Raw genomic sequence first — 25,602 nt, 5'->3', positions numbered from 1 at the left:
GATGAGCGAACTTCCACAAGACATTCCCCGACGATACAAGCGCAAGACACAACGTATTGTGCTGCCGTTTGGCACACATGCGCGCTTCGCTGGTCAGGAATACTCCTTTGATAGCCATAAGGCAATCAACGGCCACTTTCTGGTCGCGGGCCCATCTGGGAGCGGCAAGAGCCACCAACTGAACCGGATGATCCTTGGGCTGGCCGAGCAAGGAGCAAAGCAGGTCTTCGTCATTGATGTGCATGGCGATCTGGGGGACTTCTCCGATATCGCGCCACATCGAGATCGGCCGATTCCTGAGGGGTTGGTGCACACCATCAATTTCGGTGAGCAGACGCAATATGGGTTACCCCCGCTGGACCTCCTTGACGACCCGGAAGGTGGTCCGCGTAAGCGCGCGAACGCGTTCATCAATCTGCTGCAGCGACAAGGTGCTCTTGGCCCGAAACAGAAGACGGCGCTGTATCGCCTCCTGATCGATCTCTACAAACAGCATGGTTTCATGGTGGATGACCCCAAAACGTGGTCGCTTTCCTATGATCCGCGACGCACGCGGAGTCGCAATGTGACCCCGCGCCCTGGCATGCTTGCGCTACCGAATCTGAATTGGTTCGACAAGAGCGAAGGCGAAAAGGATGAAATCCGTCAGGAGTACGGCGTCAAGTTCAATGGCGAGACGAAATGCTGGGAGATCTCGCAAGATCACCCGAAGGCGTCTGAAGCAGTCGAGCGATGGGGCGAAGCAGGGGGGAAGCGCTTTCCAACGCTGGCCGATGTTCGCCGTCATCTTTGGGACCGCTTGGTCATGATGAAAACCGGGCAGAGTGCGCCCGCAATCCGTTCGTTCGATAAAGTGATGTCGTTGGCAACGAAGCGCGCGAAGTTGCGGGCGCGGAAGTTTGATAGCGCTGGTGCCGAGGACCTCGACAAGCTGGAAGGCATGATCGGCAAGGCTCAAGCTGAAGCTGTCGACGCATTCAAGGACGGAATCGAAAAGGTAGACAGTGGCCAGGAGCTCGAGGAACTGCTCCTTTGGGATAGCGCGGACGCCGTAAAGGGATTGTTCGATCGGATCGAAGCGCTGGAGCGCAGCGGGATCTTTAAGGGTGTTGCGCCGCCGTTTGACGAGAACGTCCCTATATGGCGCTACAACATCAAATCGCTGAGCGACGACGAGCAGCAGCTATTCGTCGACGTGCTCTTGGAGCGCATATTCTTAGAGGCGAAATCGCGAGGTGAAGCTGACGGACCGGATACGTTCATCCTCTTCGATGAGGCACATAAATTCGTTGTGGACGATGGCGATCACATCATCAATCGCATTGTCAAAGAGGCGCGCAAGTTCGGTGTCGGCATGATCATGGGCTCTCAGGCTTTCATTCACTTTTCGGATGATCTGCTGATGTCAAGCGGGGTAAAGCTGGTGCTCGGTTGCCCGGAGATGTACCGGGAGTCAATGCGGCGCAAGCTGGGCCTTGACATGATTGACATGAGGAGCGGCAAGCGTGTCAACCCCCTGTCTTTGATCCGTCCAAAGGATACGGCGATGCTCAGCATGGCTACAGCAGGGGAAAATGCGCCGATGACGGATATAAAGATTTGTGCTGCTTGACCGTAACCCAAAGGGATGCGTATCGAACGGCAGTTGATGGTACGATTAAACGATGTTTTTGGAGTGCTACGTCATCTTGGAGGGGCGCTATGGGTACGAATCACTCGATGGGTGCGTTAGAAGATTTGGCGATGCTGCGACCAACGCTTCAGCACGGTGCGGAGGCGTCGGAGGCTGACCTCTGGGCGGCTGCAGGCCTGGCAAAACGCCAAACACGCGCCCTGAAAGCGCGAGATTCGCGCATCGAAGAGGCGAACGTCAGGCTCGGCACCCTTCACCAAGAGTACAACGATTTGGCGGCCGTCTCGGCTGCTTCGCGAAAGGTCATCGATAATCTTGCAGAGCAGCTCGCAGCAGCGCTGGGGTTGAGCGCGGAGATCGTGCGCAAGCAGGCTTACGAAGAGATGTCGATTCTGTATGATGCAGAAGTCGACGATTCCTTGGCCAAAGGCCATTTTCGAAGCGATCCGAGAAAGGACCCAGATGTGCTGGCTCGACCGTCTCGAGATTGGTATTCACCTGATCATCCATGAAAGAAAAGCCCGCAATCAGCGGGCTTTTCTTTTCTCTGAAATTCAGCTGAGTACGTTGACGTAATGATCAATCGACTTTGACCACTGTTCGCGTGAACTGTTGGGAGTAGGGTTACGGAAAAATCCGTGCCAGAGATCTCTGAGTCGGGCTTCCGCCAGTCGGACTTGATCGTCACCTATCAGGGCCATGGAGGCTTGCTTGAGGCCGGGGATCCCTACGAGCACGGGCCACGCTAACTGAGCAAATTCTTCCATATCGATTATTTTGCCGCGTCTATCGGTGTCGGTTTGCCCGAACTCGCTGGGATTACCTTCTATAAATCTTCGAAACCCGGGCCAATAAAACAGCGCTTCGAGAAGGTTGACTCGGAATGACTTTATGTCGCCATTTGCATAGGCGACGAACGCCCTTATCGGCGTCCCGATATACCCGCGTTCATGTGCGAATGCGCGAATGGACCGTGTGGCGCTCGCGATATTTCCCTTGATCAGAAGTAGAAGTGGCAGGTCATATCTAACCCCCTGATTATCATTCGGGCATAGCTTCAGCAGCTTTCGTGCGAGTTTGATGGAGCGGGCTATATCTGCGGTCTGGTAAGCCATTTCCATTCGCAAATACAACATTCTCAGATACGTGCGATTCCCGTCGTAAAGCCAGTCAATTTTGCCCCTGAATTCAGTTGGGATAAGGGCTTCCGAGCGCGCTATATAGTCGTCGAGGATCTTACTCGCCTCGGAAACATCATTGATCGCAACCAGCTCTGCGAGAAACAAGCCTGCGTCCAAAAAATCTGGGCGTCGAAGCGTTATCGATCTCGCCCATTCTTCTGCCTCCGCCAGCTCCTCAGGATGTGGTTCTCGCCCCATATCACTAAGGCTATTCAACTCGTCAGCCAAGGCATATCCCGGGAGTGATAGTTGAAAATGACCGGCTTTGTTACTGGGATCGACGAGGAATCGGTAGAACGGTTCGGATGCCTTTATCGGTGATCTGGCCAGTAACGCAGACCAAGAACGCTCGCCGATCATTTGTGCTCCCACGTCATTCAGAATTTGTGCGGACGGGACGGCAAGCTCATGGGCTACGCGCCGCCAAAACTGTTCGATCAACCGTGCAGCTTCCGGACCGGGAGCGGTTCCGGCGTGCTCCCGTACAAGCAGAGGAAGCAACGGTATTAACGCATCGGACCAGTTCGGTATCGATCCATTTTGGGATTTGGCTGGGAGCGAAATGTGTTCGCTCAAGTGATGCCAGTCGGCAAATGAGGCTGCACACGATATAGCATCGTATGCACGATTCCGAGGTACCTGGGTGGCTCGCGAGATATATTTTGTTGCTAATCGAAGGCGGCCCTGAAGCCCACTGGCCAATGATTGAGCATCAATGAGAAAAAGCGGACTTAGATCGAGACTGCCAATTACTTGCCGGAAGCTGAGCGAGCGTTCAACGGAGGAGGACATGGATATACCCCGAGCAGGCACTATGACCGGCCCGCTCGGCCTCGCCTGCTATAGGATAATCCAATGGCGTGGTGTTACATGAAGATGTCGCTGTGGCTGCTTCTCCGATGCGGGCGGACGGCGCGCGACAAGCACCTGTCGAAAGCATATGGCAAATCGCCCGACGACGCAAGCGGAGACGAGTTCGCGAGATTCTGCGCCGTGATGCGTCAGGAGAATCGCAGTGGGCCAGGCCCCGTATCGAGCGCAGGCGCATCCTGAGTCGGGTCTTTTCCGTCGCTTTCGCCTAGCGCTGCCTTCCTCGCCTCGTCTGCGTCCCTTGCTCTACGCGCCTTGTCCATTTCCGCACGTTTTGTCGCGCCCGCGATCATTGCGGTTCGGGCTTGTCCTCCCGCCTGGGATTCGATCTTGCCCATCGACTGATTTTCACCCAGGTCCCCGACCCCGGCGCCGATCCATCGAAGCACGCGATCCGGGAGCGCCTGAGGCAGTGCGAAGATCAACATGAACACTGAGTGCATGATCACGCAATAGAGCAGCATGTATCCTGCGATCGACAGAATCCCGGTTGTCGCCTCTTGCTGCAGCGCCTGCACTTTGGTGATGTAGCTAGAGTTGATAAATGCAACTGCGGGGTACAGCAGGGCGTTGCTGGCAACCAGACCTACGATCATGAGTGCAGGCCGGAAGAAGCCAGACATCAACAGCATGTAGCCCTGCATCTGGCTCCCAATGAAGCTGTTGTCGCGTGCAGGCGTCGTGTGTGCGGCGGCCCAGAGCACACCCGCCACCATCATCTCCACCACGAACACCAGCCATCCCACAACGCCGATCGCAAAGACATAGTAGGGCACCATTGGAATCCAGATCCCAAGGAAATACCCAATGTAGAGCAGCATCGTGAGCGACGGTGATACCAGCGCCCAAAGCTCCGCGAAGAAGACTGCAGCGGCCTTCGCAAAACCGGCCGCAACAGAGCTTCCGGGTATCAGCGAGGAGCTCGCAGTTGCGACCAGCCCTTCCAGCGTTGATCGAAGGGCCGTCTTGACGATGAATGCGCCTTCGGCGAATGTGGCGATCCAGTCGCCGAGGCTCTTTACCTGCATGACCGGATCGGATCCATCAGTAACCAGGTTGTTGATCATCCCCGCAATCAGCGAGACACCCAGGTGGCGCGTCCACTTGCCGAATGACGTTTTAGCGGCACTGTCGCCGTCGGCGAAGTCGTTGAGGCTGAAGTTGGTCTGTAGTGCTGGAAGCGCTGGTGTCGAGGTATCGGCTTTGTCGGATACGATCTCAAGCGCTTTGCGCGTGAGGATTTCAGTCACGCTCGTCATATTGGCCATGATGCCGTTGGCCGCTTGAAGAACGGTCCCCTGGGGCAATACGCTCTCAAGCGTCCCGCTGCCCGCCGTATAGACAATCTTCGTAGACGTGGACGACCTAACGGCGTCTTTGATGCGCGCCAAATCGGACCAGTATGACCCGGCGAAAATCCAACCTTGTCCGGTCATCTTGCCAACGAAGTCCGCATTCTGTCCTTGGATGGTTGTGGTGACCGATTGCTTGATCGTGTTGATAAAGATCGTTTTTTGATTTGCGATCGCGTTGCTCAACTCGGTTGCAGACAGGCTTGCGGGCGTTGCTGTAGCGACCGCATACGAGATCTGGTTGACGGCGATCGGGACAAACTGGGTGAAGATCGTTTGCAGGAATTGATTTCGTGCTTGGGCGACCCCTTTGCGCAAGAAGTCAGCGGTGTCGCCGTTGCCGGAAGTGTTAGAGCTGGAGTTGGTGGTAAAAATGGATTTACCGATGTTTGTCACCAGCGGATACGAATCGGTGATGCTGAAGGTGCCGCAAATGCCCTCACTTCCCGGAAATTCAGGTGAGGCATAGCTATACGTCGTGATATACGTTGTGTTGCCGAAGCTCTTTTCGGTTGTCTGCTTGGCCTGCATCTGCAGTTTCGCAGTGGAATCCGGCAGGAGTGTTGTGATCGCGTTATTCACGCCTTGCGCGCACGCGCCCATGCGTATAGCGGAGGCGAGGTTCGAATCGAAACTCGGGTCCTGCGCAATGCTACGAACGGCTTCGTCCGTAATGGCTTGAGCGATGGAAAAGTTCGCGACGTTTGTCCAAATGTTTGACGCGAATCCGATGGACATCGTCACGAGCAAAAGCATGATGACCTGCACCCCGGCGAAACCGCTCGACATGGGCACTAGCACTGCTGCAGCGGTGATCGACCGCAATGGCGTGTAGAACGTGGACCACTTGTTCCCCAGCACCTCGCCGTCGTTCGCGGAGTTGGCGATGCCGAAGACGGTAACCCACGTGAGAATGAAGCTGCCGAAGACCAGAACCCCGGAATTGAAGTAGCGGAACGCCTCTCCCAGCATGCTTGCCGCCGCATTGCCCGCCTGCTGCGGCGTGAGCCCGGAAACCAGCTTGGTGATCACGTCGCCGAAAACCATCTGCAGCAACTGTACGGCCGCATCGTTCGGACTCGGGATGAATGGGTTTGCCATGGCCGGGATCTCTGCGATTCAAAAAAATAAATGAAAATGCTACACATAATGCATTTATACCGCACATTTTACGCGGAATTCATTTGATGCGCATTTATTTGTCTAAATCCAGGCGATTCGTATAATCGGGAAATATAGCCATTTGTACGAATGACAACATTTATCGCAACGGAGGCCCCAATGTTGATTTCTGAGCGTCGCAATCTTGCAGACAGGATCGTCGCGTTTCTAGGTGAAATGTCCCCAGAGTTCGGCCCGAGTGTGTTGGGACCGTCCATAGCATCACGAATCCTGGCGCTCTTCAGCGGTTTCGATTCGGTGGTTCACGCCTCGTCGCAGCCAGTACTCTTCGCCGAACTTCTCCCGGGCGTGGACGTGATCGGGGTTCGCGACTATACGGTGGCGCCGAGGGGCGATGCGATGAGCCTGCATGAGCTCCATGAAACATGGGACCAGGCGACGTATGACTCGGCGTGGATGGAGCCGCTGTGCGAGCTGGCTCAGGCCTACTTGAAGCGTCAAGCTCAGGGCGTCAAGGGTGCTGGGGCTCTTTCCCACGGCGCAGCCGACGGCACGCACTACTTCGTGTTTCAGTCCGAGTTTCGCGCGATGGCTCTGCGCCAGCTGGGGCTGGATGAAGCTGAGATTCGCCTCAGCTGCACCGAGTCCACCTGGGTTCGCAGTCACCGTGGACTTACCTCGGAGGTCTGACCATGAAGCCGTCGATGATGGCGTCCTCGTATCAGGGCGCAACCCCGGTCGCGTACGTGTCCTTCGCTGAGATGGGCGAAATGGTTCGCACGCGCGGTTTGCACGCATCATCTGTCACTGTCGTTCGAGGTGCCGAGATTGTTCGAGCCGTCGCGAATGCCCAGAAGATCCAGGAGGTCGAAGACGGCATAAATAATTTGCTTGTAAGCGTTCGCAGCTCACAAGTGCCTGGTCAGCGTCCCGCTGCGCTGGAGCGGGCGATGGCGATTGCGCAGCAGTCCAGTGATGCTCATCAGCTGCAGTACCTGACGAGCATGTTTATCCACGAGCCGACGGTAATCTCGCAGCTAGCAAAAAACAAAGCTTTGCCAGTCGTCGCACAGCAGATCATCATCAATGACGCCGACCTGCAGCGAAATAGCAGTGTCATGAGAGGCTTGGCCGAAAACCCGGCCTTGCCTCCCGAATTGATGCGGCGAATGCTAAACGACACGGATGACGACCTGGTTCGTCATCTCCTGGTCCAGAAGGCGGCGGAGCGTTCCAGAAACGCCAAGGAGGCGAATGATCCTTACGTTAAAATATGCGATGAAGTGGCGGACACGACATTTGACAACTCTTTGCGGTTGACGGCGATTTCTGGGGCACGCAGTGCAGCTGTGTTGCGCAAGATCGCAAAGACGCGTGACGTGGTGCTCGGGGCGCGAGAGTTGGAGGCGGTAGCCGATAACATCTACACTCCCTCGGACGTACTGTCGTCAATGGCGTCAGTCCCCCCCACTCGACAAGCTATCTACGCAGCGTTTGGTGTTACGGTGGCACAAAAGGCCAGCCGGACGCTTCAGGTTCAGCGCGAGCGAAATTTCGCTGTGGAGCCAGTACCTGAAGGTAGTGTGGGCGGCCCAAGCTAAATCCGTCGATCGGCATTTTTTTCGAGCAAAACCATGTATTACTCGCTCTCGCAAAGCAACACCCCAAGCAATCAAGCGTTGCTGGGTTTGGCACCACGCGAGTTCGTCGCTCATTTGGTCGACGAACCCTTGGTCCACATTCCGTTCGAGTCTGTGGTCGTGGCCATCACGCGCGAGAAGCCGATGGTGCCCGAGGTGGCTGCTCGCGAGATCGTGGCGCACGACGCCGGTTACCGCTCCAAGGCCCTTCGTGTCGGTGCCGACGTGCTGATGAAGTCCCTGGGTGGCGAAGAGCCTGCGATGCGGTTTTTCCGATCGGTGCTTTCCGAGCGCTCCGGGCTTCGCTTCGAGAGCTACGCCGAGGGCGTGACCGACAACGTTGTCGCCCTCAAGAACCGCGTCGCTGCAGCGGCAGCGATGTGTTACGACGAGCGGCAGGAGGCGAGTCAACCGGGGCTACTGCCGATAGAGCGTAATTACGTGGACCTGATGAAATCGATCCGCTTGTGCCTGGAGCGGGGCGTTGAGGAGCACACGGTCACGCCGGAGCTCGCGCAGGACGTCATGGCAGAGGTCGAAGGTGCCGCACTCGGTGTGGGGTTCGACGGAATGAAGGAGGTCATCGGCCCTTTGCATGAAATGGCCGCAAATGAGCTTTTCGAAGCGCGTATGGCGGCCCTTCGAGAGCGCTATACGACGGCGCCCTCCCCGGACGAGCCTAGCGGCCCATGACCGGAAGATTGTCGCGACTCCAATGCAAAGCCACGGGATTCCCGTGGTTTTTTTTTGGCGCCCGCTTGCTGAGGTCGGTGTGAGTGCGACGTTATCAATTTGCAAATAAAAAATATATCTATGTCATCTGAAAATAAACGGAATCCCTAAATTTCGCATAGATTTGCCGGAATTTAAACGAATATATATCGTGTTGGATATTGAGGCAGGCAATAGACTATACGAGGAGTGTCAAATGAAAATGACCGTTGAGGACGCTGCCCTTGCGCTGATGGAGTTGGGGCTTGATGTGACCGAGTCGGAGGCTCAGCGAGTGCGCAACGATCTGGCATGCATTGTCACGAGCAACGAAAGATCGGTGCATGACGTGGTCAAATCTCGCTACGCATCGAAAGAAGGGCGTGCTGGCGGTCCGAATGGGAAGACGTGGTGGATCGTAGACACAGATAAGTATGAAGCGGTCGAGTTGCCGCAGCATCTGCATGAGATCGTGCCGAAGCTCTCAAACTTCGACCTACGGGTGCTGAACTGGGCGCGCAACACAGTGATTACGAATGAGGCGGACGCCCCCGCGATTGTGTACGCGGTTATGCGTAATCCAGGTGACGACAATGCATACGGCTATGAAGCACGGCGCGGTTCGGCGCTGCCATTGCTTTCTGATGATTACAGTGCGCGGGACATCTTGGCCGACCGGGTTCGTGAAGACCCGGACGGTACGTGGACAATCGCACCGCATTTCTTGAACGTTCAGAATGCCCTCCAGTTGTCGGAGCCGGGTGACCCGATGACGGAAGTGCGGCTGCTGCACGAACTTCTCAAATCACCCCAGCGAGAACGCGTACTGGAAGCGATGCAAGGTGCATGGGTGGACGTAGGAGGGTGGAGATTGAACGAGACCGTTGCGCCGAGTAGCGTAACCGACGTCGATAGCATGCTGAAGCATCCGCGTGCTGACGAGTTCTACATTCCTTCTCATGCACTGGCGGACCGTCGCGAGCTAAAGGAAGCGGCAATACAACTTGGGTACGATGCATTTTCGTATGGGGCCGCAAACGAAAGTCTCTTTTCACGACAGTTCCGGCCGTTCCATCGAGAGCAGGTTGTCCTATTGAGAGACGCCCCAGTGCTGGTCGCAGCACACAGTACAAAGTACCTTGAGGCTTACCGGCAGCGGGCTGATTCGAGCCCAGGAGAGCATCGTTTTTCACGGCATCAACTTGTGCAAGCAGGGTCGGCGGATAAGGCATGCGAAATCGGCTACAGGAAGGCCGCTCAGGCGCACCTTCAGCGTCTTGACCGCTTGAAGCAAGCACCATTGGCTTCGCACGTCGAAAATTGGCTTGAGACCGCAAGCAGGGACATTCGAGGCGCTGCCGAGGAGCAGGGCTTCGAACTGGATCGGTGGGAAGAGGGGGAAGAGGAGCGGGCCGCTCGAGCGAACCCGCAACTGATGCGTTGGTTGAAGTATCACGAGCCCCTGGTAGGCCAGCCTGGCCCAGAGGGATTTGCGTCGCGCGTTGACGTACTTCGTCGAATCTTCGATGCTGGTCTGACTCACGTCAACTATGAGTTTCACACGTTGACCGGCTTTGGACCGCGCCAATTCGACACGACTATGGAAATGGGCGATGCGGATGCGGTAAGAAGTGAGTTGGACAAGCGATATTTGAAGTCAAAGACGGTGGGCTTCAAAGAGGCTTATAACTATCACAACTGGGTCCATCCGCAGACCCCGGATACGAGTCTCAGCCTTCAGCTCTAATTCGAAAAAGGGGGGCGACGAGTGATCTCACATGAGCTCGAACGGGGACAAGACGCCAACAAGATGTTCGGCTTCGTCGACCACGAGCCAGAGCGTGAATTCGTGTGTGTCAGTGCCCCCTTGATCAAGAACTTGATCAATCGTCCAATCTTGTCGAATGGTCCGCGCGCCGGACAAGCGAAGTAACTCCTCATTAACAGCTTCATCAATAGACTTTGCCAACCGCTCGGCACGATTTGCTTTGTTGTAGAGGCAATCTACGATCGATCTTTCCGACACGAGCTTCCATTGGCCACCTTGGTGGATTGGAAGAAACGAGAAAGAGTGCATCAGCATCAGCTGCCGCGCCAAGCCAACCGGTTGCCAATCAGACACGGCAACCACCTGCTTGACCATATGATCTCGAACATAAACCCTTTCGTCCGGCCGATCATTGCGGCGCATAATCGCCTCCTCTAGCGCTATGCAAAGTTCGATGCCTCGACTCGCTGCATGGCGAGCAAAGGCACCGGTGTGCATGGCGTCATTTCTCGCCTGTAAGATTGATTCGTAAAGAGCATCAAAACTTGTAAAGAACGAGGGGAACCGCTCGACAAGTGATGACGTTGTCGGTACGCGGTCTGCGAACCATCGAATATGCTTCCGGTATTCTCCTAGCGCCCCTTGGCGTCCAGACAGACGGCGTCCTAACTCCTCGATCGCGTAGCATATCTCCCGAAAATCTTCAGCCGAGCTTTGCGCGGCATAACGGGCCACACGCAATCTATCTCTGTAATAAACGGCTTCGTTCAGCGCAAGCGGCTTGCGCGGCGCCTGGGCAGGCTCTTGCATGCATATCCCCGGGGAAAGTCGGAATGAATTAATCGTGCGGTCGCATCAGATCTTGAGCGTAGAGAGGATCTCGTATTGCTTCTCGCGATCCTGATCGATGTACCTGGCGGTGGTAGTGATGCTCTTGTGGCCGAGTTGCTTTTGAAGGTGCGCTAAGGGGGCGCCGAGGTCCGACTGGAACGTCGTGAACGCGTGGCGGAACCAGTGCGGGCTGGCATCTAGCAACGTATGGTAGTCCTCGTCCGTCGGTTGAAGATTTAGTGCCTTCGAAGCGTAGGTGAGTGCCTCACGTACAATCGTGTAGATCGTGTTCGCGGACACATGGCGATCGGCCTCACGTGACGCGCCAAGCGGGCGCACTAGCGGAGCCTCGTTGCCATAAGTGCTTACAGGCTCGCCGAGTGCGCGCTTGTAACGCTCAAGTGCGGCGCGAGCTGGTTCGATAAGTGAGATGTCCCGCTCCTTGCTGCCCTTACCGAATACTCTCAGCGTCCAAATAGGTACTCTCGAGCGACTGTTTGCCGATTGCTGGATATCCGACATCTTCCCCAGAGCGATCTCGTCGCGGCGTAATCCCGTAGTCATTAAGAACCTGACGACAAATAGTGCACGCTCCGCCGATTCCCGACTGGCAGACCCATCAATGATGGCTTGATTCGCCCTAGCTTCAAGGACATCTAGGACATCAGTGGCCAACGCAAAGCGAAACGATTTTTCGACAGATCGCCTCGCCGCTTTGCGCGCGCGCACGTGTTCGGCCTCATCATGAAGAGCAGTCCGAACGTCCGCCGATGATTGACGTTGTGACTGACGAGCTTTGACCTCCTCACGCTCATAGAGGGTCTCGATTCGAACGAGAACGAACGCGTTGACCTTGATCCAGTGCGCCGAGTGCAGCCATCCGAAGAGCGAGGCGACAACGGTCAGGGCGTGCTGCGCAGAACGGCGGGATAGACCGGAGCTCGAAAATGGACGGAACTCGCCGGGAACACGCCGTTTGCCCTTGTCACGCCTCAATTCGAGCGGGGGCGATTCAAGAAAGGACGCATACTCAAAGATATCGTTCAGCCGGAATTGGGTGAGCGAGATCTCGCGGATCTGGGAAAGCCAGAAGTAAAACCGCTCCGCCTCTTTCTGATAGGTGCGGAGTGTTTGAGGCCTAGCCTGGAACACACGTAACCACTCGCGGATAGCTTCGATGTCGGTCGCGGCCGTAATGCCGCGCTCGCTGTCAGGCTGACGGTGTAGCGTGTCAGTCACCGGCGCGGGACTGGCAAGCGAAGGGATAACGTGCTGGCTATGGTTGGGCATAAACGGACTGCCGGAACTGGATAAGTATGTCGATCGCAAGCGGATTAACCATACTATAGAAAACGAATGACGCTAGCTCAACCACGCCCCGCACCAGCGCATGCGGAGGCGTGGACAGTTTACCCGGGGTGGGCTGTGATCTCGCGGCGGTTTCCCGCCTCGACAACGTTTGCACCCAATGCCTTGTCGATTTCCCCTTGGCGCTTAGTCTGGTACAGCTTGTAATACGCGATTCCCCCGGTCAGATTTAGGTGCGTCGCGTCGTTGTTCCGGTAGAGCGGGACACCCTCCGAAGAAACCTCGCACGTCTCACCGGCACATGTGACCCCGAATGTGTGCAGCACCTTGATACTCGGGATTGCTTTCACAACAGGGTCAATAATCGCGTAATTAGCGTCTCGAAGCGCATACGTTGATGTCGCTGGAAAGCCGCAATCCCGTTGTTCTGCGCCGAACGGAAGACGGTTGTACAGCTGGCAATTGATGCGATTTTCCGGGATAGCGGGTACGTCATCCAGGAGAACAATCTTTTTTCCACTCTCGATCAATTTGCGGAACGTAGATTCCATGTCGGACACCATCTGCCCCGGTTTAAACCGAGCATCGGGGCTATCGGAGCCCAAGTAGGAAGCCCAGGTCGCAGCAACAAACACCGTGTCGATCGTTTGGGATTCAAGCAAATACTGCATCACCTTCGCGTTGTAAGCCCTGCAGTCGCTATCAAGTTGCTTACCCGGGGATACGCCAGGGTTTGCGACGGGCGGGCAGGCTGGGCGAGTCAGATCGTGCACCGAGTAGCGGTAGTCTTTGCCCAGCATGTCAAAGAAATAGACAAACTGGTATGCGTGTGAGTCTCCCCACAGAACGGCGCGCTTTCCGTCGGCCGCCCCTACAGAGCACACATCTGACGACGTCACATCCGTCTGTCCCCAGCAGCTTAACCCGCGCCCTCCAACCCAGTCGGCGTCGGTAGCTTGCGCATATACGCTGCGAAACTCTGCTGGGAAGAGCGGTAGAAAATTGCTGGTTAACCGACCAATGCCGACGAGGCTCCCCGCCAGAACCATCGGCATGGCGACGAACGTCGTAGCAGCAGCGCGCTTGCTCATCTGCGCGTACCGGAACCGTGTTTCCACGAAGCGGTAGGAAACCTCCGCGAGTGCCAAAGAAGCACCGATGCCAATGATCGCGGCAAAATGAGATGTGAACCCGAATCTGTTTGCAGCGAAGAATACGGGCCAGTGCCACAGGTAGAGGCTGTATGAGCGCCTGCCGAGCCACACCACAACGTTATTCGATAGGACCCAATTACCCCGCGCACGCGCGCCACAGGCAATGACAAGAGCGGTTCCGCCGCAGGGGACGAGCGCCCAGACGCCTGGAAATGGCGCGCCTCCCATAGTGGCGCCGCACGCGATGACGACGAGCAGCCCAGTCCAAAACGCCGTCGTTCGAATGGAGTTGCTGAGTCGCAGGCGGTCGTAGCTCGCTGCGAGCAATACACCAATTAGGAACTCGAAGGCCCTGTACTGTGCGAGGAAGTACGCGCTCTGCTCACCCTTGGCTCGTGCAATTTCGGCCCAGGCAAAAGATAAGAGTGCGAGGAGAGCAATGACGAAGAGACGGCGCGCGATGTCGACGCGTCGCAAGGCGAAGAGGACTATCGGAAGGACCAGGTAGAACTGCTCCTCCACGGACAATGACCACGTGTGAAGCAGAGGTTGATGGTTCGCGTCCGCGTCAAAGTACCCAGTTTGCTTGGCGAGGTAGATGTTAGAGGCAAAGCCCGTCGCATAAGCAATGTTCTTCGCCACCTCCATTGCGTCGTCGGGAATGAGAAAGAGGACGCTAAAGGCAAACGTTGCAAGGAGAACGGTGAACAGTGCAGGTACCAGCCGCTTTGCGCGGCGGACGTAAAAATCGGAGAAGCTAAACGATCCTTGCGAAATGTCGCGTAGCAAGCCTTTCGCGACGACGAATCCCGAAATCGTGAAGAACACGTCCACGCCGATGAATCCTCCCGAGAAGGAGGCAAATTTGGCGTGACAAAAGACGACAAGTGCTACTGCGATGGCTCGAAGGCCATCTATGTCGGGACGATACGCCCCAAGTTGTTGTTTTGACATTCCCAGTTTGTCGGAGGGGTTGCCCCCCCCGACTGCCCCCGGCAAGCGCGCCCCCGAATCATCTGGTCGCCTGCAATTTGTTCAAAGAATTATGTCCAAGTCGATGCTTGGGCGTTCCTACTTAATGAGAAATCGGTTGCGGTCTTTCCCTTTGATCCAACCCGGTTCGCGCCCGCGTCCACTCCAAACAGCACCAGATTTCGGGTCTTGGTATACCGCCTCGGGCTTTGGTTTGTTGCGACGGCGGATCGCAATGCCGAGATCTCGGGCGGTTAAATCGAATGCTTCGATCTTCTCGCGTACTTCGGCGATAACCTTCGCGCGTTCGGTTGCTAGCGCTTTTTCGATCTGCGCGTCGAGTTGGTCTCTCTGCGCAACAAGTTCTTTGTAAGTCGCCATTGTGAAACTCTTAAGGTACGTTGAATTATAAGTTAGGGCGTGTCGAGCCAACGTAGGAGAACTGATCAACCCCGTGGCAGTGAGGAAGTATATCTGCTAATGTGCGGATTGAAAAAAATATATGAATATTTTCTTTTCTGGTGCGAAAAGTCATTGAGTTCGCGTTAGATTGCACTCATGACATTTTTTGTCAACGCGGAGGACGAAGTGATGAAGCAGAATTTGGGAAAAGCGGACAGCCCGATGGCGTCAACTGGTGCACGGGCAAGTGGGCTCGCTCGCGTCGGGGACATAATCGAGGCAAGTGTTCGGTATCCAACGGCGGGTCTTCTACGAGTGCGATTGGCTACTCCGGGGGCGTGCGCAGAGGCAAATGTGCTCTTGAGGAATGGCAGCAGTGGGTGGCGCTTACTCCATGAGGGAGGCCATTAATCCACTAACTCTTTGGAATCCCGTTCAATACAACGTCAAAGGGCTCATATCGCCAGGCACCCTCCTCTGTGTAGAGTTTGTCAACATATTGGAAGAAATCGCTGGGGATTTCCGGGATTTTGTCCCATTCTTCGTTCCACGCGAAGGACATCGAATTCGATGCGATACGCGAAGTTGCTGCAGATAGCGTTTGGACCGCCCATAAGGTGGCCTGTCGCCCGTGGAACGGGATCAAAGACTGAACTCGGGACTCAAGCGCTTTAACGGCGTGAATGCCAACGGAAAATCCACCTTGGAGATATCCAACTTCGAACGTGGCACGGCTAGAGAGATCCATCACATCATCGGTTGCTGCACCATCAAGCGATTTAGGAATGTTGAGAAGTCGTGGAAAGCCACGCATAGGGTGGTCTGGCTTCTTGTGCCATGCTCGTGCGAGAAATCCAACTACGTCAACGTCGTCGCTCGCAAGATGGTACTCACCGTAGAGCACTCCCGTATCGACGTCGAGGACGACGTAGCGGCGCAGCAGCTGCTTTTGTCCGGGCAGTCGTGGATCGATCACCTTGCGCTGATAGCGGAGCGACCCATCGCTTACCGCGTATAGGTGTTTTGATAAGCTAACGAATAGATTCTGCTCACGCGTAGGATAACGTCGTCCGCTATCGCGGCCACGGAGGTAGTTGTTGGCGATCAGATTGTTCACGCTGGCTCCGCACCTTTAGACTCGAGGTTAAGGCCTTGCCCCATAGTGAAGGCACGGAGTCAAATACGTGCTTCACGCACTTACTGTCGCGTTCGTCCATTTCTGTCCGTGGGCGCGAATCTACACATTTTCGATCTAGCTGCGGATGCTGGGGCAGGACGCGAATAGTGTGTCTGCCTGGGCTTCTCATTGAGCACAGCTACTTCTTCAGGGAGGCTATCAGAAACTTATTCGTGAGAATGCGGCCGTCGACATTGAGCTTGAGCTGCTCGTTTTTCTCGCGGGCATAGATTGCGCAGGTTGATTTACGAAGCGCGCGTCGATACGCGCGGTAACTCATTGCATAGACGATGGGATAGAAGGGCACCATCAGCCACTGCGAGGTTCGACTCTTATCGGACCGGTGGACGTGCATTGAGGTGAATCCGGCGAGCATAGAGAGCGTACGAAGTTGCTGTGCTCCCATTAGAAACAGGTGCCCGTAGTATTTACGCTCACCGGCGTCTCCCCACACGCTTTCCATCGCACTCGGTGGAGTCCCTCGGATGATCTCGCTTTCGAAGCATAGATACGCAAATTTAGACGCCATCGAGCTCCGGTTTGGAGTCGTCAGGAATAGCTCTCCACCAGGCTTAAGAATTCGATTGATCTCTTGCAGTGCGGCAAGGTGATTTGGAAGGTGCTCGATCACCTCTTGCAACACGACTACGTCAACGGATGCACTCTCTATGGGGAGCCCGTCCATAATGTTTGCGTACTCGGCGCCGCCGTCAAGTTTGCAGTACTCCGGCATGATGTCGTACGGTTTGACGGTGGCGCCTAAACTTCTGAGGACGTATGTGGTTCGTCCATCACCGCAGGCAAGATCCACAACGGTCTTGTTGGACCAGTCGGCGCGCTCTCTCAAGATCCTATCAACGTTCTGTCCAATTCCCAGGGCAAGCTGCTGTTCGAACATATGGCTGTGGGGTAGTCTGTCGTGTGGAAATTTCGCCCAAGCAATTAGGCGCTAGCGCGAGAATCGGCGATGCACTGATCGCTAGCGGAGCGCGATGCTGACGCTGCGGCCAGAATAACGAGTAGTGCTACGTACAATGATACCGTTGCTTTGAGATTGAATGTTTCTACGGTCAAGCCAAACACCCCAAAACACACACATACCGCAAGCCCGAGCAGGCCTGCTTCATGTCGCAGTGCGCAAGCATGGACGTCGCGCGCGGCTCGCCAGAACAATAGTGAAGGCGCGAGGTATGCGGCGAGCATCGCGAGAAGACCCAGCAAGCCGTAGTCGGCACCATATGCCAGCAGTTGGTTGTGAACCTCTCCTTCGCCCGCTTCGCCCGCGAGCTCAGTCACGGTGCCCCGCTCGATTTCGTTGGGCATCAACCGCTTGAAGCCGTCGGCGCCGAGTCCGATTATCGGGGCTCGCTCGATGCCTCGAATTGCGGCCTCATATAGCTGGAGTCGGACACCGACGGACGTGTCACGCTGACCAGCTGCGTATTCGGAGAGGTCTGTGTAGATTTGATCCACGCGACCACGTAAAAATGGCGAGACGAGAAAGACCAACAAGAGCACAGCACCGATACCGCTGACGATCGAAGATTTCACTTGCACCGAAAGGTTTCGGCGTGGCACCGCCATGTACACCAAGCCAACAATGGGGATGGCGATCCATCCGCCGCGCGATCCGGTAAGAAAGGAGGCGAAAAGCGCGCATCCCACTGCTAAGACTCGAAGAATGGTGGCAACCTTACGATGCTTCCACTTGAGCGAGATCAGCGTCATGATCGCAAAAAGCAATGCGACGTCTCCAAAGTGGATGGCGTTCATATAGTAGCTCTCCATTCGCATCTTGCCCCATTCGTTCGAGTGGGGTAAAAGAACGACCAAGCACGACAGGCCTCCACAAGCAATTGCCCAATCAAAGTGGCGAAACACGCACGGATTGGCGCGCCGTAAGACAAGAAAAACGGGGATTCCAATAAGGAACCGTGACGGCGAGTCCAACGTCCGCCAGATGATCTCGCCGTGAATCGCCTCTGAAACCAAGGTGGCAGTCAGTGGAGCAGCGAGAGCTAAGCAAAATCCCAGTTCGGCGTATGTCAAGCGGCCAGCGGGTTCGCGGTGAACCATAACTAGTGCGAATGAGCTCATGACGGCTGCTAAGAGCAATAGGGCGCTTGTTCCACCCTCAAGCAAGGCATACGCCGTTGGGGTGACAAGGACAAAGACGTGCATCAGCCGCCAGTAGGAGGTAGACAACCAGAGTGGCATGCCAAGGGCTTTGGCCGGAATATGGTTCATTGGTAGGTCGAGAGCATGGCACCCCGTCGGCGGGGCCCGTGTCCCGCAACGGAGATACAAATTCAGTATGTTTAGCCACGGATTATCTCCTGAATCCGCGTTGCAAATCCGGTTCGGGTGTTCTCAAGAAACAGCAGCGAGTCGCCCTCCGGCGGCGTCGAGCAGGGAGATAGTTCTCCGGCCCTTTTAATTAGCGTGTTGAGCCTTGTAGCCCCGAGGGATTGATGCCTATTCAACTGCGCCCGGTGCCTGCGATGGCACCCTGACGCTCCATCAAAGTTATTGGTCGTCGACAAGTTGCTCTGCCCCGGAAGATCCAGTAAGTCGGACCCGCCAAGTGACGTGCTTGCCGATATCACGATCAAACCGCCGTAGTGTCCACACACGGTCCACGGATACGGAGATTTTTTCTCCTGCATCTGATTTACCGTATGGCGCTACGAGACGTATGACGTCCGCCAATGCCGGTTCCAGTTTTCCGTCGCCTTCTGCGCCGGGTAGCACGATCACGCCAGGATTCCGGTGGAATGGAAATGCTTGGTCATCAAGGAAGTCGCTGTCGTGGGTCAGAATAATGAGACGCTTCTTCCAAGCGTACGAAAATACGGTTTCGTCCGATTTGCCGGACAAGCCGACGTCAGCGACGAAGATAGCACTGTAGCCAAACGATCTGAGAAGCTTGGCAACTTCCTCGCCCATATTCTCGTCGACAAGGAATCGCGCCTTCTGCCGAAACTGTTTGGTGAAGAGCTTGATCTCCCCATCCGTCGAAACGATTGGTACCCAGCGCGCCACTGAAGCCTCCAGGAGTGAGGTCGCAACGAAGGAGATGCGGGAGGGCGTGCCCCCCGCATGGGCTTACAACTCTACCGTATCTGCGGGCATATCGGACGTTGATCGCTTATGAGTAGGATCGCTCGCGGGAACGATCAGCTGTTGAGGTGTCGCGACAGTTCCTTTATGACCAGCAGCCAGACGAGCAAGTGAGGCTAGGCTCGGCTTTGTTTGCGGTACGCGATGCGTGCAAAGCTCGGTGAGATACGATGATATTGCCGCCTTGGATTCCTCCGCATTCCAAAAGCCATCCTCGACCGAGACGTGCGTCATGAAATGACACCATGCGATCTCTGCCATCACGGAGCGGCCCCTTTGTGAACGTCCGTCCGGTCCAACGAGCGTCCGGTCACGAACGTACATGTGCTCCAAGCGGCTGGGCTGCACGTCGGAAGTGACACCCTCCGAAATGGCGGCGTAGAAAGAGCTCACCTCCAGGTTGTAGTGTCCGAGAACGAATCCTTGATCCACGAGCGCTTGCCTGTCGCCAATTTCAGCTTCGACCATGCCATAGCGGTAGTCGTGCTTGCCGGGATCGAGGCTAGGAAGGGACCGCAGCACGCCGGGGTGTACTTGGCCAATATTGCTTGGCCCCGAACTAAGGCGTGCTTCTAGCGCGGATATCGCTGGTCCTTCGACGATATCTGAAGGCGCAGAGGAGGGGGCATCGGATTTCTCCGATTGCACTTGTTCCGCTTTATCAGTCTTCGCTCTAGACGAGCGCACGCGTGTGCTTTCGTCGCTGCGCTGTGTGGGGCTGGCAGTAAGCCCGCTATCCAACACCCCTGATACCAAGCTTGTGACATCCCCCGCGAGTGCCGGATCCGCCGGAACCTTCTCGACCATCTCGCGGACTTCCTCGACGCGCCTCACGTCTGGATCCTCGCCGCGCTTCACCAGCTCGGCAAGAATCTCATCCGCGCTAGGCACCGACGCAGACGTGTCATCCGTCGCCAGTGGGGCGGTGGGGACTTCGGTGCTATCGGAAACGAATTCGGGCGGGGAAAATGAGTCCTCCCAGACGTTCTCGATCAACGAGGTCATGTCGACGTCGTGCTCAACATCAAGGTCCGCTGCAGTTTTCTTGGCCAAGAGTGCCGTTACCTCGGTGAGCCTGCTTCGCTTCACTTGGAGCTCAAGCTCTTGCGGGAAGACCTTCGTCGCCTGTTCTCGCAGGTCGGGAAGATCGCGCAGAGCGACGTTTCTGCGCTTCTGCAGTGAACTTGCGTTGCCTTGCACGTCGATAGCGAGTGCATTAAACAAGCGGATCAAGTCAGTCTCGTAGACTTTGCCGTCTCGATAGAGAGCTTCTGCGGAGTATGTTGTCGCTGCGCCATTCAACCCCAATCCGCACCCTCGGGCGTCGGCGAACGCGACAAGCGGGAATCCTAGGTATTCGCCAATAGTGCGCTCATCGCTGCCAGCAGTGCTCCGACGCATCGCGTTGAAGTGTCCGAGAACGGCGTCAGCTGCCGCTTTTCGATGGATGTACTGTGTTTCGCCAATGCGCACCAGAAACGGCGAGGAATCCCCGAAACGCGTAAAGACTGCGGACGCTAGGTTCTCTCGGTTCGTCAGCGGGGCATCGTCAACAAACACTCTGTACTTTGCCTTGGGATTGTCCCCCTGCTGGGCGTTGATAGACCGTTCGATCGCCTCAAATGCGGCTGATGCTGTTCCGAATGGCGAACCATCTACGACCAGGCTTCGCGCATCGGCATGCTCCTGCATCGCGGAGATACCGGCAAGTGCGCGCGTTTCGTCCGCCACATACTGGGCGATGCGCTCCGGGGTGATCGTCTCCATGTCGCGCTCTGCGGATCTGATCTGGTCCTGAATGCCGTATTGGCGACGTGTAAACGCGCGCCGAAGCCCTTCGATCTTTGTAATCTCTGCCTCAAGCCGTACGCGCTCAAGCATGAGAGGGTCGCCCGAGGCGATCGCGGCCATTTCCGCCATGTTATCGGCCGCGTCGTCTTCAACCTCGATTTCGCGCTCGCCGGTGTAATGACGGATAGCGTTGATGAACCGCATCTTCGTCTCAATAAGACCCCACATCTTGGCGTCGTACGTTCGTTCGGTGGCGTAGGCGTTGATCGCGACTTCAAAGTCATCGCCGTACTTTGCCTGTAGCAGGTTTCCGAACCTTTCGGCCCGACCCTCGCGCTGCTCGATGTCGGATGGATTGAATGTGACGTCTACGTGATGCAGGCCGACGATTCGCTGCTGAACGTTGGTCCCGGCACCCATGCGCGGGGAAGAGCCAAAGAAGAACCGGATGTCCCCGGCGTTGACGGCATCGAAGAGATCCTGCTTCTGCAAATCGGTGTTGGCTTCTTGGACATACCGGATCTGGTGTGCTGGGACGCCCTGCTCCATGAGAAGCCGCTTCATCTCGTCGTATGCGTTCCACGAGGCTCCGTTCGATTCGCGGAGAGCCTCAATTTCGCTCATGTCGAATCTTGAGAGCTTTTCGATGATGTCGTCGCGCGCCAGTTCGTTCGTCGTGGTGCGCAGCTTGTCCTGAAGCGAATCGAATTCGGCGAGAAGCTTCTGTCCGCCTTTCGAGCTCGGTACGGAACGGTCAAGGAACAGGAGCTGGGTGCCGCGATCTGCGTCCCAGCGCTTATACAGACGCATTGCCTCGCGCACGACAGTACCAAGCTTGCCCGATTCGCCTTCGCGAATCGACTTGTCCACCGCTCGGGCGTCGAGCGCCACTTTACGCGCACGGTCCATTAATCGTAAGCGTTGCCGATTGCGCTCAATGGGATTGTTGATCCGTTTGAGGCCTTCAAAGTCGGTTACCACTTCCTTCAAAATGCGGCGTTGCTCGCTCGTGGGCTTGACCACAATGTTACGTCGCTTGCCTCCGGCAATTCTTGGTACCGGATATCGAGCCCCGTCATTGTCCTGCGAGTACCAGAGTTTGATGTCGTCTAACGTCACTGCATCGGCGAATTGGTAGTACATCGCCATCAGCTCGGGCATGTTGGTGAACTTCGCGAGACGCGTTTTCTCTTCGAGGCCTCCGGCTTCAGTCATTTCCATCGCCGTACGCGCTTCGGCGAATTGCTTGTGCCACGCGTCAAAGTTCTCGATGCCCGCCGCCTTCAACTGGTCTCGCGCCAGATATCGCTTGAGCGTGTACATCTCTACCAAGCTGTTCGAGATTGGTGTGCCGGTCATGAGCGTTAAACCGCCACGGCCGTTTGTTCCTGACTGGAGCACCTGAATTTTCATGAACAGGTCGAGTGCCCGCTTTGAGCCTTCTTTGTTGCCGAGGCCCAAAACTCGCGTCAGTCGGGTGTGATACCAGAGATTCTTGTAGAGGTGCGCTTCGTCTATCCCAAGGTGGTCGACGCCCATTTCTTCGAACGTTATCATCTCGTCCTTGGGATTGTCCGTGAGCCGTTCAAGACGCGCTTCCAAGCTTACTTTCGTCCGTTCAACATCCTTAACTGAGCGCGATCGTGCGCCCTCAGCCTCGATCGCTTCATTGATCGCTTGTTGAACTTGGCGGATCTCTTCCTCAATGAACTTGATTTCGCTCGCCTTTGAGATCGGGATGAAGCCGAAGGAAGAATGAGGAACGATTACGATGTCCCAATCGCCCGTTGCGATGCGACCGAATAGGCGGCGACGGCGTGAGCGTTCGAAGTCCTTCTTGCCTGCGGCGAGGACTTTGGCGCCAGGGTAAAGGCGATACGCGTCCGTCGCGAATTGCTGAACCATGTGGTTCGGCACCGCGATCATCGGTTTGCGTGCAAGGCGCATGCGGCGCAGTTCCATCGCCGCAGAAATCATCGTGAACGTCTTCCCGGCCCCGACTGCATGATCGAGCAGGGTATTACGGCTTTGTACGATACGCCATACGCCATTTTTTTGATGGCGTCGCATCTTGATCACTGAGTCCGGCACCTTCCCAGGGAACGTAAGGTGCTGGCCGTCGTACTGACGAACCAGGAGCGTGTTGTATTCGTCGTTGTAGATGCGCGCCAGTCGCTCGCGGCGCTCTGGGTCTGCGAAAACCCAGTCCTCGAATTCTGCGGTCACTTCGCGGGCCTTTGCGTTTGCTTCCGCTGAGGCCTCTTCATTGAACACGCGGCGAGGCCGATTCGCTTCGTCATACACGGTGTCGTGGACAGCCAGGCTTTGACTGTTGAGCAGCGATTCGATGATATCGCTGGCGGGGCGGCGCGATGTACCCCAAGTCTGTCGTGACTTTGCCGTTGAGTTGGCCGTCGCTGATACGTCAACAGAGAATTTGGCGTCGTAGGCGCGGAAAAGAACCTTTGCCGGTTCGCCGATTAGGTGAGTAATGAATGCGGCATATACGTCGGCGGGAACCCAGACTGAGCCAAGACGCACACCGATGTTGGATGCGGGGATATCCTCCGGCTGAACCTGCTCTAAAGCTGCGACGTTCTTGGATAGTCCCGCATCGATCGCGTGGCGAAGTTTCACCTTGACGGGACCAGAGAGATAGGCCTCCCGTGCGACCCATTGATCGTCCTGAGGATCGCGGAAGATGAGGGGATCCTCCACTGAGTCGTGAAGCTCGCGGATGACGTCGTCTTGACTGCGTCCCACGAGCTCGGCCATATGGGCTAAATCAACGCGGCCATGCTCTGCGAGAGATATGACCAATGCGTCTTTCGCAGTCTCAGCTGACTCCGGCGATACGTATGCTGCGATAACCCGCTCACGCAGGATGGGAGCGGGCGTAGCCGAAGGCGGGCGTTGCGGGCGCCCTTGCTTCTTCGCGGCTGCTGCACTGACGCCGTCGTCATAGCTCACTTCCAACGCGCAAAGTAAAGGTGAGTCTGGGTCGGTCTCAAACAGGCGAACGTTGGCATCGGAGTTGAGAAAACCGTGGAGACTGACGAATCGCTCATAGGAGGCTCTCAGCTGACGACGATTGCCTTCCATCTCGCCGACATCTCCATTGCTGGTCTCGAGAGAGATCTGCTTGCGCAGCAGATCACGCATGCGCACCATCGCAACCAGGCGCTCGTAACGGGATTCGCCCAGCCGGAGCCGATCGGGAATGTCTGCCAGAGTGGCAAATGTTTCGACGCTCGATTTTCCGTCTACGCGGATTGGTCTGGAATACCCTCCTTTGCCGTCGGGTACGAGGCTTGACGACCAGGCGGAAGAGGGGGTGAGCTCAACTACCTGGTTGAGACCTGTCTCGGGGGCCTCGTCGACAAGCATCAGGCGCTCCCCTTCGAGGAAGAACGCACCAAGCTCCCTATCGAAAGCGGAAGATTCCACCTCCTCACGCATTTGCCTGAAGCGTTCGGCGGATTCGGCAAGGTCGTCGGGGCCTCGCGCCACCACTTGGGAGGGCAGATTGGTGATCGCCTTGCGAAGGGCATCCTCGATTCGAACGTCCGGCAACGGAGCGAGCGTCGCCGAGTCGCCCTGATAGGTCCCGCCGGAACGCTCCATACGTCCCAGCATCATCTCGGGATGGTCGGCGAAGTATGCATTGATCGTGATCGGATCGCCGCCCAGAGGGTCCGGGATCTCACGTGTGTGAATCCATTCAGTTTCGGAGCCCTTCTGAGGATTGGAATCTGAATGTCTCTGCAGGAGGATGATGTCAGTGACGACGTCGGTGTTGGCGTTTGCCTGGAAGGCCGTGTTCGGCAGGCGTATCGCGCCAATCAGGCGCGCCCGCTCAGCTAAGTATTCACGCGCGGTTGAGTCACGTGCGTCGAGCAAATAGCGCGACACGACCATCGCCAAGACGCCTCCGGGGCGCAAAGTGTCGAGACTCTTGGCGAAGAAGTAGTTGTGAATTGAGAAACCGCTCAGCTCCCGGTATGCGTGATCGTAGAGGCGTTCCTGACCGAACGGCGGATTGCCGATCACAAGGTCGGCGAATCCGCCATCGGGGACTTCAAAGTCCTGGTATCCAGTTTCGGCGTGAATGATGGCGCCCGGGTAGAGGGCCTTCGCCATTGCCGACGTAAGCCCGTCGAGCTCAACGGCCACAAAATTTGTAGACTCGCGTAGGCGCTCCGGAACCAACCCAAGAAAATTGCCGATGCCTACCGATGGCTCGTGGGCGATGCCGCCGGTGAAGCCCAGGCGCTCCACGATCTCCCACACTGCGCCGACGACAGCGGTTGGTGTGAAATGTGCGTTTCGTGTTGAAGCAGATGCGGCTTCGTATTCCTCGGAAGACAGTGCGGCACGGAGTTCCCTGCCGAGTCGCTCCCAGCCCTTGGAATAGGTGCCGTCCGCGCGGGGAAACGCAGCCTGCAGTCCGCCCCATCCCACATAGCGAGCAAGGAACGCCTGCTCGTTTGTGGTAGCGGCCCGCTTCTCAATGGCGAGGCGCTTCACGAGGCGAATAGCCTCGAGGTTCTGTGCGAACTTTCTGCGTAAG

17 protein-coding genes are annotated in these 25,602 nt (G+C 56.4%); 6 read left to right on the top strand and 11 right to left on the bottom strand.

The window, feature by feature from the left end; all coding sequences use genetic code 11:
* Position 1: 1 nt before the first annotated feature.
* Positions 2-1,612 (top strand): helicase HerA domain-containing protein, encoded by a 1,611-nt coding sequence (locus tag A9762_RS04225; protein ID WP_069340801.1) that lies wholly within the window; start codon positions 2-4, stop codon positions 1,610-1,612.
* Between the two features lie 89 nt (positions 1,613-1,701).
* Complete coding sequence (locus A9762_RS04220; protein ID WP_139133071.1) at positions 1,702-2,145, top strand: hypothetical protein; 444 nt, start codon at positions 1,702-1,704, stop codon at positions 2,143-2,145.
* Between the two features lie 42 nt (positions 2,146-2,187).
* On the opposite strand, the gene A9762_RS04215 is transcribed toward A9762_RS04220, so the two are convergent.
* Positions 2,188-3,255: a hypothetical protein gene (locus A9762_RS04215; RefSeq protein WP_069340799.1), complete on the bottom strand. Its 1,068-nt coding sequence runs from the start codon at positions 3,253-3,255 to the stop codon at positions 2,188-2,190.
* 560 nt (positions 3,256-3,815) lie between these two features.
* Complete coding sequence (locus A9762_RS04210; RefSeq protein WP_069340798.1) at positions 3,816-6,137, bottom strand: DotA/TraY family protein; 2,322 nt, start codon at positions 6,135-6,137, stop codon at positions 3,816-3,818.
* A gap of 180 nt (positions 6,138-6,317) precedes the next feature.
* Here A9762_RS04210 and A9762_RS04205 point away from each other — a divergent pair, with 180 nt between their 5' ends.
* From A9762_RS04205 to A9762_RS04190, 4 genes are all read left to right on the top strand, one after another.
* The gene (locus A9762_RS04205; protein ID WP_069340797.1) at positions 6,318-6,848 is read left to right on the top strand and encodes a hypothetical protein; all 531 of its coding nucleotides are present in this window, start codon (positions 6,318-6,320) and stop codon (positions 6,846-6,848) included.
* Between the two features lie 2 nt (positions 6,849-6,850).
* Entirely contained in the window at positions 6,851-7,759 is a 909-nt protein-coding gene (locus A9762_RS04200) for a hypothetical protein (protein ID WP_069340796.1), read from the top strand.
* A gap of 33 nt (positions 7,760-7,792) precedes the next feature.
* Complete coding sequence (locus tag A9762_RS04195; protein ID WP_069340795.1) at positions 7,793-8,491, top strand: hypothetical protein; 699 nt, start codon at positions 7,793-7,795, stop codon at positions 8,489-8,491.
* Positions 8,492-8,726: 235 nt separating this feature from the next.
* Complete coding sequence (locus A9762_RS04190) at positions 8,727-10,256, top strand: hypothetical protein (protein WP_069340794.1); 1,530 nt, start codon at positions 8,727-8,729, stop codon at positions 10,254-10,256.
* A gap of 27 nt (positions 10,257-10,283) precedes the next feature.
* On the opposite strand, the gene A9762_RS04185 is transcribed toward A9762_RS04190, so the two are convergent.
* From A9762_RS04185 to A9762_RS04145, 9 genes are all read right to left on the bottom strand, one after another.
* Positions 10,284-11,087: a hypothetical protein gene (locus A9762_RS04185; RefSeq protein WP_069340793.1), complete on the bottom strand. Its 804-nt coding sequence runs from the start codon at positions 11,085-11,087 to the stop codon at positions 10,284-10,286.
* Positions 11,088-11,132: 45 nt separating this feature from the next.
* Positions 11,133-12,398 carry a site-specific integrase gene (locus A9762_RS04180; protein ID WP_069340792.1) on the bottom strand — a complete coding sequence of 422 codons (1,266 nt, stop codon included), beginning with the start codon at positions 12,396-12,398 and terminating at the stop codon, positions 11,133-11,135.
* Between the two features lie 119 nt (positions 12,399-12,517).
* Positions 12,518-14,524 (bottom strand): acyltransferase family protein, encoded by a 2,007-nt coding sequence (locus tag A9762_RS04175; protein WP_069340791.1) that lies wholly within the window; start codon positions 14,522-14,524, stop codon positions 12,518-12,520.
* A 117-nt stretch (positions 14,525-14,641) separates the two neighbouring features.
* On the bottom strand, positions 14,642-14,923 hold the full coding sequence (locus A9762_RS04170) for an H-NS family nucleoid-associated regulatory protein (protein ID WP_069340790.1): 282 nt from the start codon (positions 14,921-14,923) through the stop codon (positions 14,642-14,644).
* Positions 14,924-15,359: 436 nt separating this feature from the next.
* Positions 15,360-16,061, bottom strand: coding sequence for a hypothetical protein (locus A9762_RS28410; protein ID WP_139133070.1), 702 nt, complete (start codon positions 16,059-16,061; stop codon positions 15,360-15,362).
* A gap of 199 nt (positions 16,062-16,260) precedes the next feature.
* Positions 16,261-17,019 carry a class I SAM-dependent methyltransferase gene (locus A9762_RS04160; RefSeq protein WP_069340788.1) on the bottom strand — a complete coding sequence of 253 codons (759 nt, stop codon included), beginning with the start codon at positions 17,017-17,019 and terminating at the stop codon, positions 16,261-16,263.
* A 44-nt stretch (positions 17,020-17,063) separates the two neighbouring features.
* Positions 17,064-18,368 (bottom strand): O-antigen ligase, encoded by a 1,305-nt coding sequence (locus A9762_RS04155; protein ID WP_083253613.1) that lies wholly within the window; start codon positions 18,366-18,368, stop codon positions 17,064-17,066.
* A 279-nt stretch (positions 18,369-18,647) separates the two neighbouring features.
* Positions 18,648-19,163, bottom strand: a complete 516-nt coding sequence (locus tag A9762_RS04150) for a DUF5615 family PIN-like protein (protein WP_069340787.1) — start codon at positions 19,161-19,163, stop codon at positions 18,648-18,650.
* A 63-nt stretch (positions 19,164-19,226) separates the two neighbouring features.
* Positions 19,227-25,559, bottom strand: coding sequence for an Eco57I restriction-modification methylase domain-containing protein (locus tag A9762_RS04145; protein ID WP_069340786.1), 6,333 nt, complete (start codon positions 25,557-25,559; stop codon positions 19,227-19,229).
* Positions 25,560-25,602: the final 43 nt, after the last annotated feature.

It is taken from the genome of Pandoraea sp. ISTKB (genome assembly GCF_001721285.1).
Taxonomy (GTDB): domain Bacteria; phylum Pseudomonadota; class Gammaproteobacteria; order Burkholderiales; family Burkholderiaceae; genus Pandoraea; species Pandoraea capi.
This window is presented reverse-complemented; position numbering and strand designations above follow the sequence as displayed.

Excerpts from the sequence above, each read along its gene's own strand:
- A9762_RS04195 (WP_069340795.1), top strand. The coding sequence starts at position 7,793 with ATGTATTACTCGCTCTCGCAAAGCAACACCCCAAGCAATCAAGCGTTG.
- A9762_RS04205 (WP_069340797.1), top strand. The coding sequence starts at position 6,318 with ATGTTGATTTCTGAGCGTCGCAATCTTGCAGACAGGATCGTCGCGTTT.
- A9762_RS04175 (WP_069340791.1), bottom strand. The coding sequence starts at position 14,524 with ATGTCAAAACAACAACTTGGGGCGTATCGTCCCGACATAGATGGCCTT.
- A9762_RS04225 (WP_069340801.1), top strand. The coding sequence starts at position 2 with ATGAGCGAACTTCCACAAGACATTCCCCGACGATACAAGCGCAAGACA.
- A9762_RS04200 (WP_069340796.1), top strand. The coding sequence starts at position 6,851 with ATGAAGCCGTCGATGATGGCGTCCTCGTATCAGGGCGCAACCCCGGTC.
- A9762_RS04180 (WP_069340792.1), bottom strand. The coding sequence starts at position 12,398 with ATGCCCAACCATAGCCAGCACGTTATCCCTTCGCTTGCCAGTCCCGCG.
- A9762_RS04170 (WP_069340790.1), bottom strand. The coding sequence starts at position 14,923 with ATGGCGACTTACAAAGAACTTGTTGCGCAGAGAGACCAACTCGACGCG.
- A9762_RS04155 (WP_083253613.1), bottom strand. The coding sequence starts at position 18,368 with ATGAACCATATTCCGGCCAAAGCCCTTGGCATGCCACTCTGGTTGTCT.
- A9762_RS04160 (WP_069340788.1), bottom strand. The coding sequence starts at position 17,019 with ATGTTCGAACAGCAGCTTGCCCTGGGAATTGGACAGAACGTTGATAGG.
- A9762_RS04185 (WP_069340793.1), bottom strand. The coding sequence starts at position 11,087 with ATGCAAGAGCCTGCCCAGGCGCCGCGCAAGCCGCTTGCGCTGAACGAA.
- A9762_RS04190 (WP_069340794.1), top strand. The coding sequence starts at position 8,727 with ATGAAAATGACCGTTGAGGACGCTGCCCTTGCGCTGATGGAGTTGGGG.
- A9762_RS04210 (WP_069340798.1), bottom strand. The coding sequence starts at position 6,137 with ATGGCAAACCCATTCATCCCGAGTCCGAACGATGCGGCCGTACAGTTG.
- A9762_RS04220 (WP_139133071.1), top strand. The coding sequence starts at position 1,702 with ATGGGTACGAATCACTCGATGGGTGCGTTAGAAGATTTGGCGATGCTG.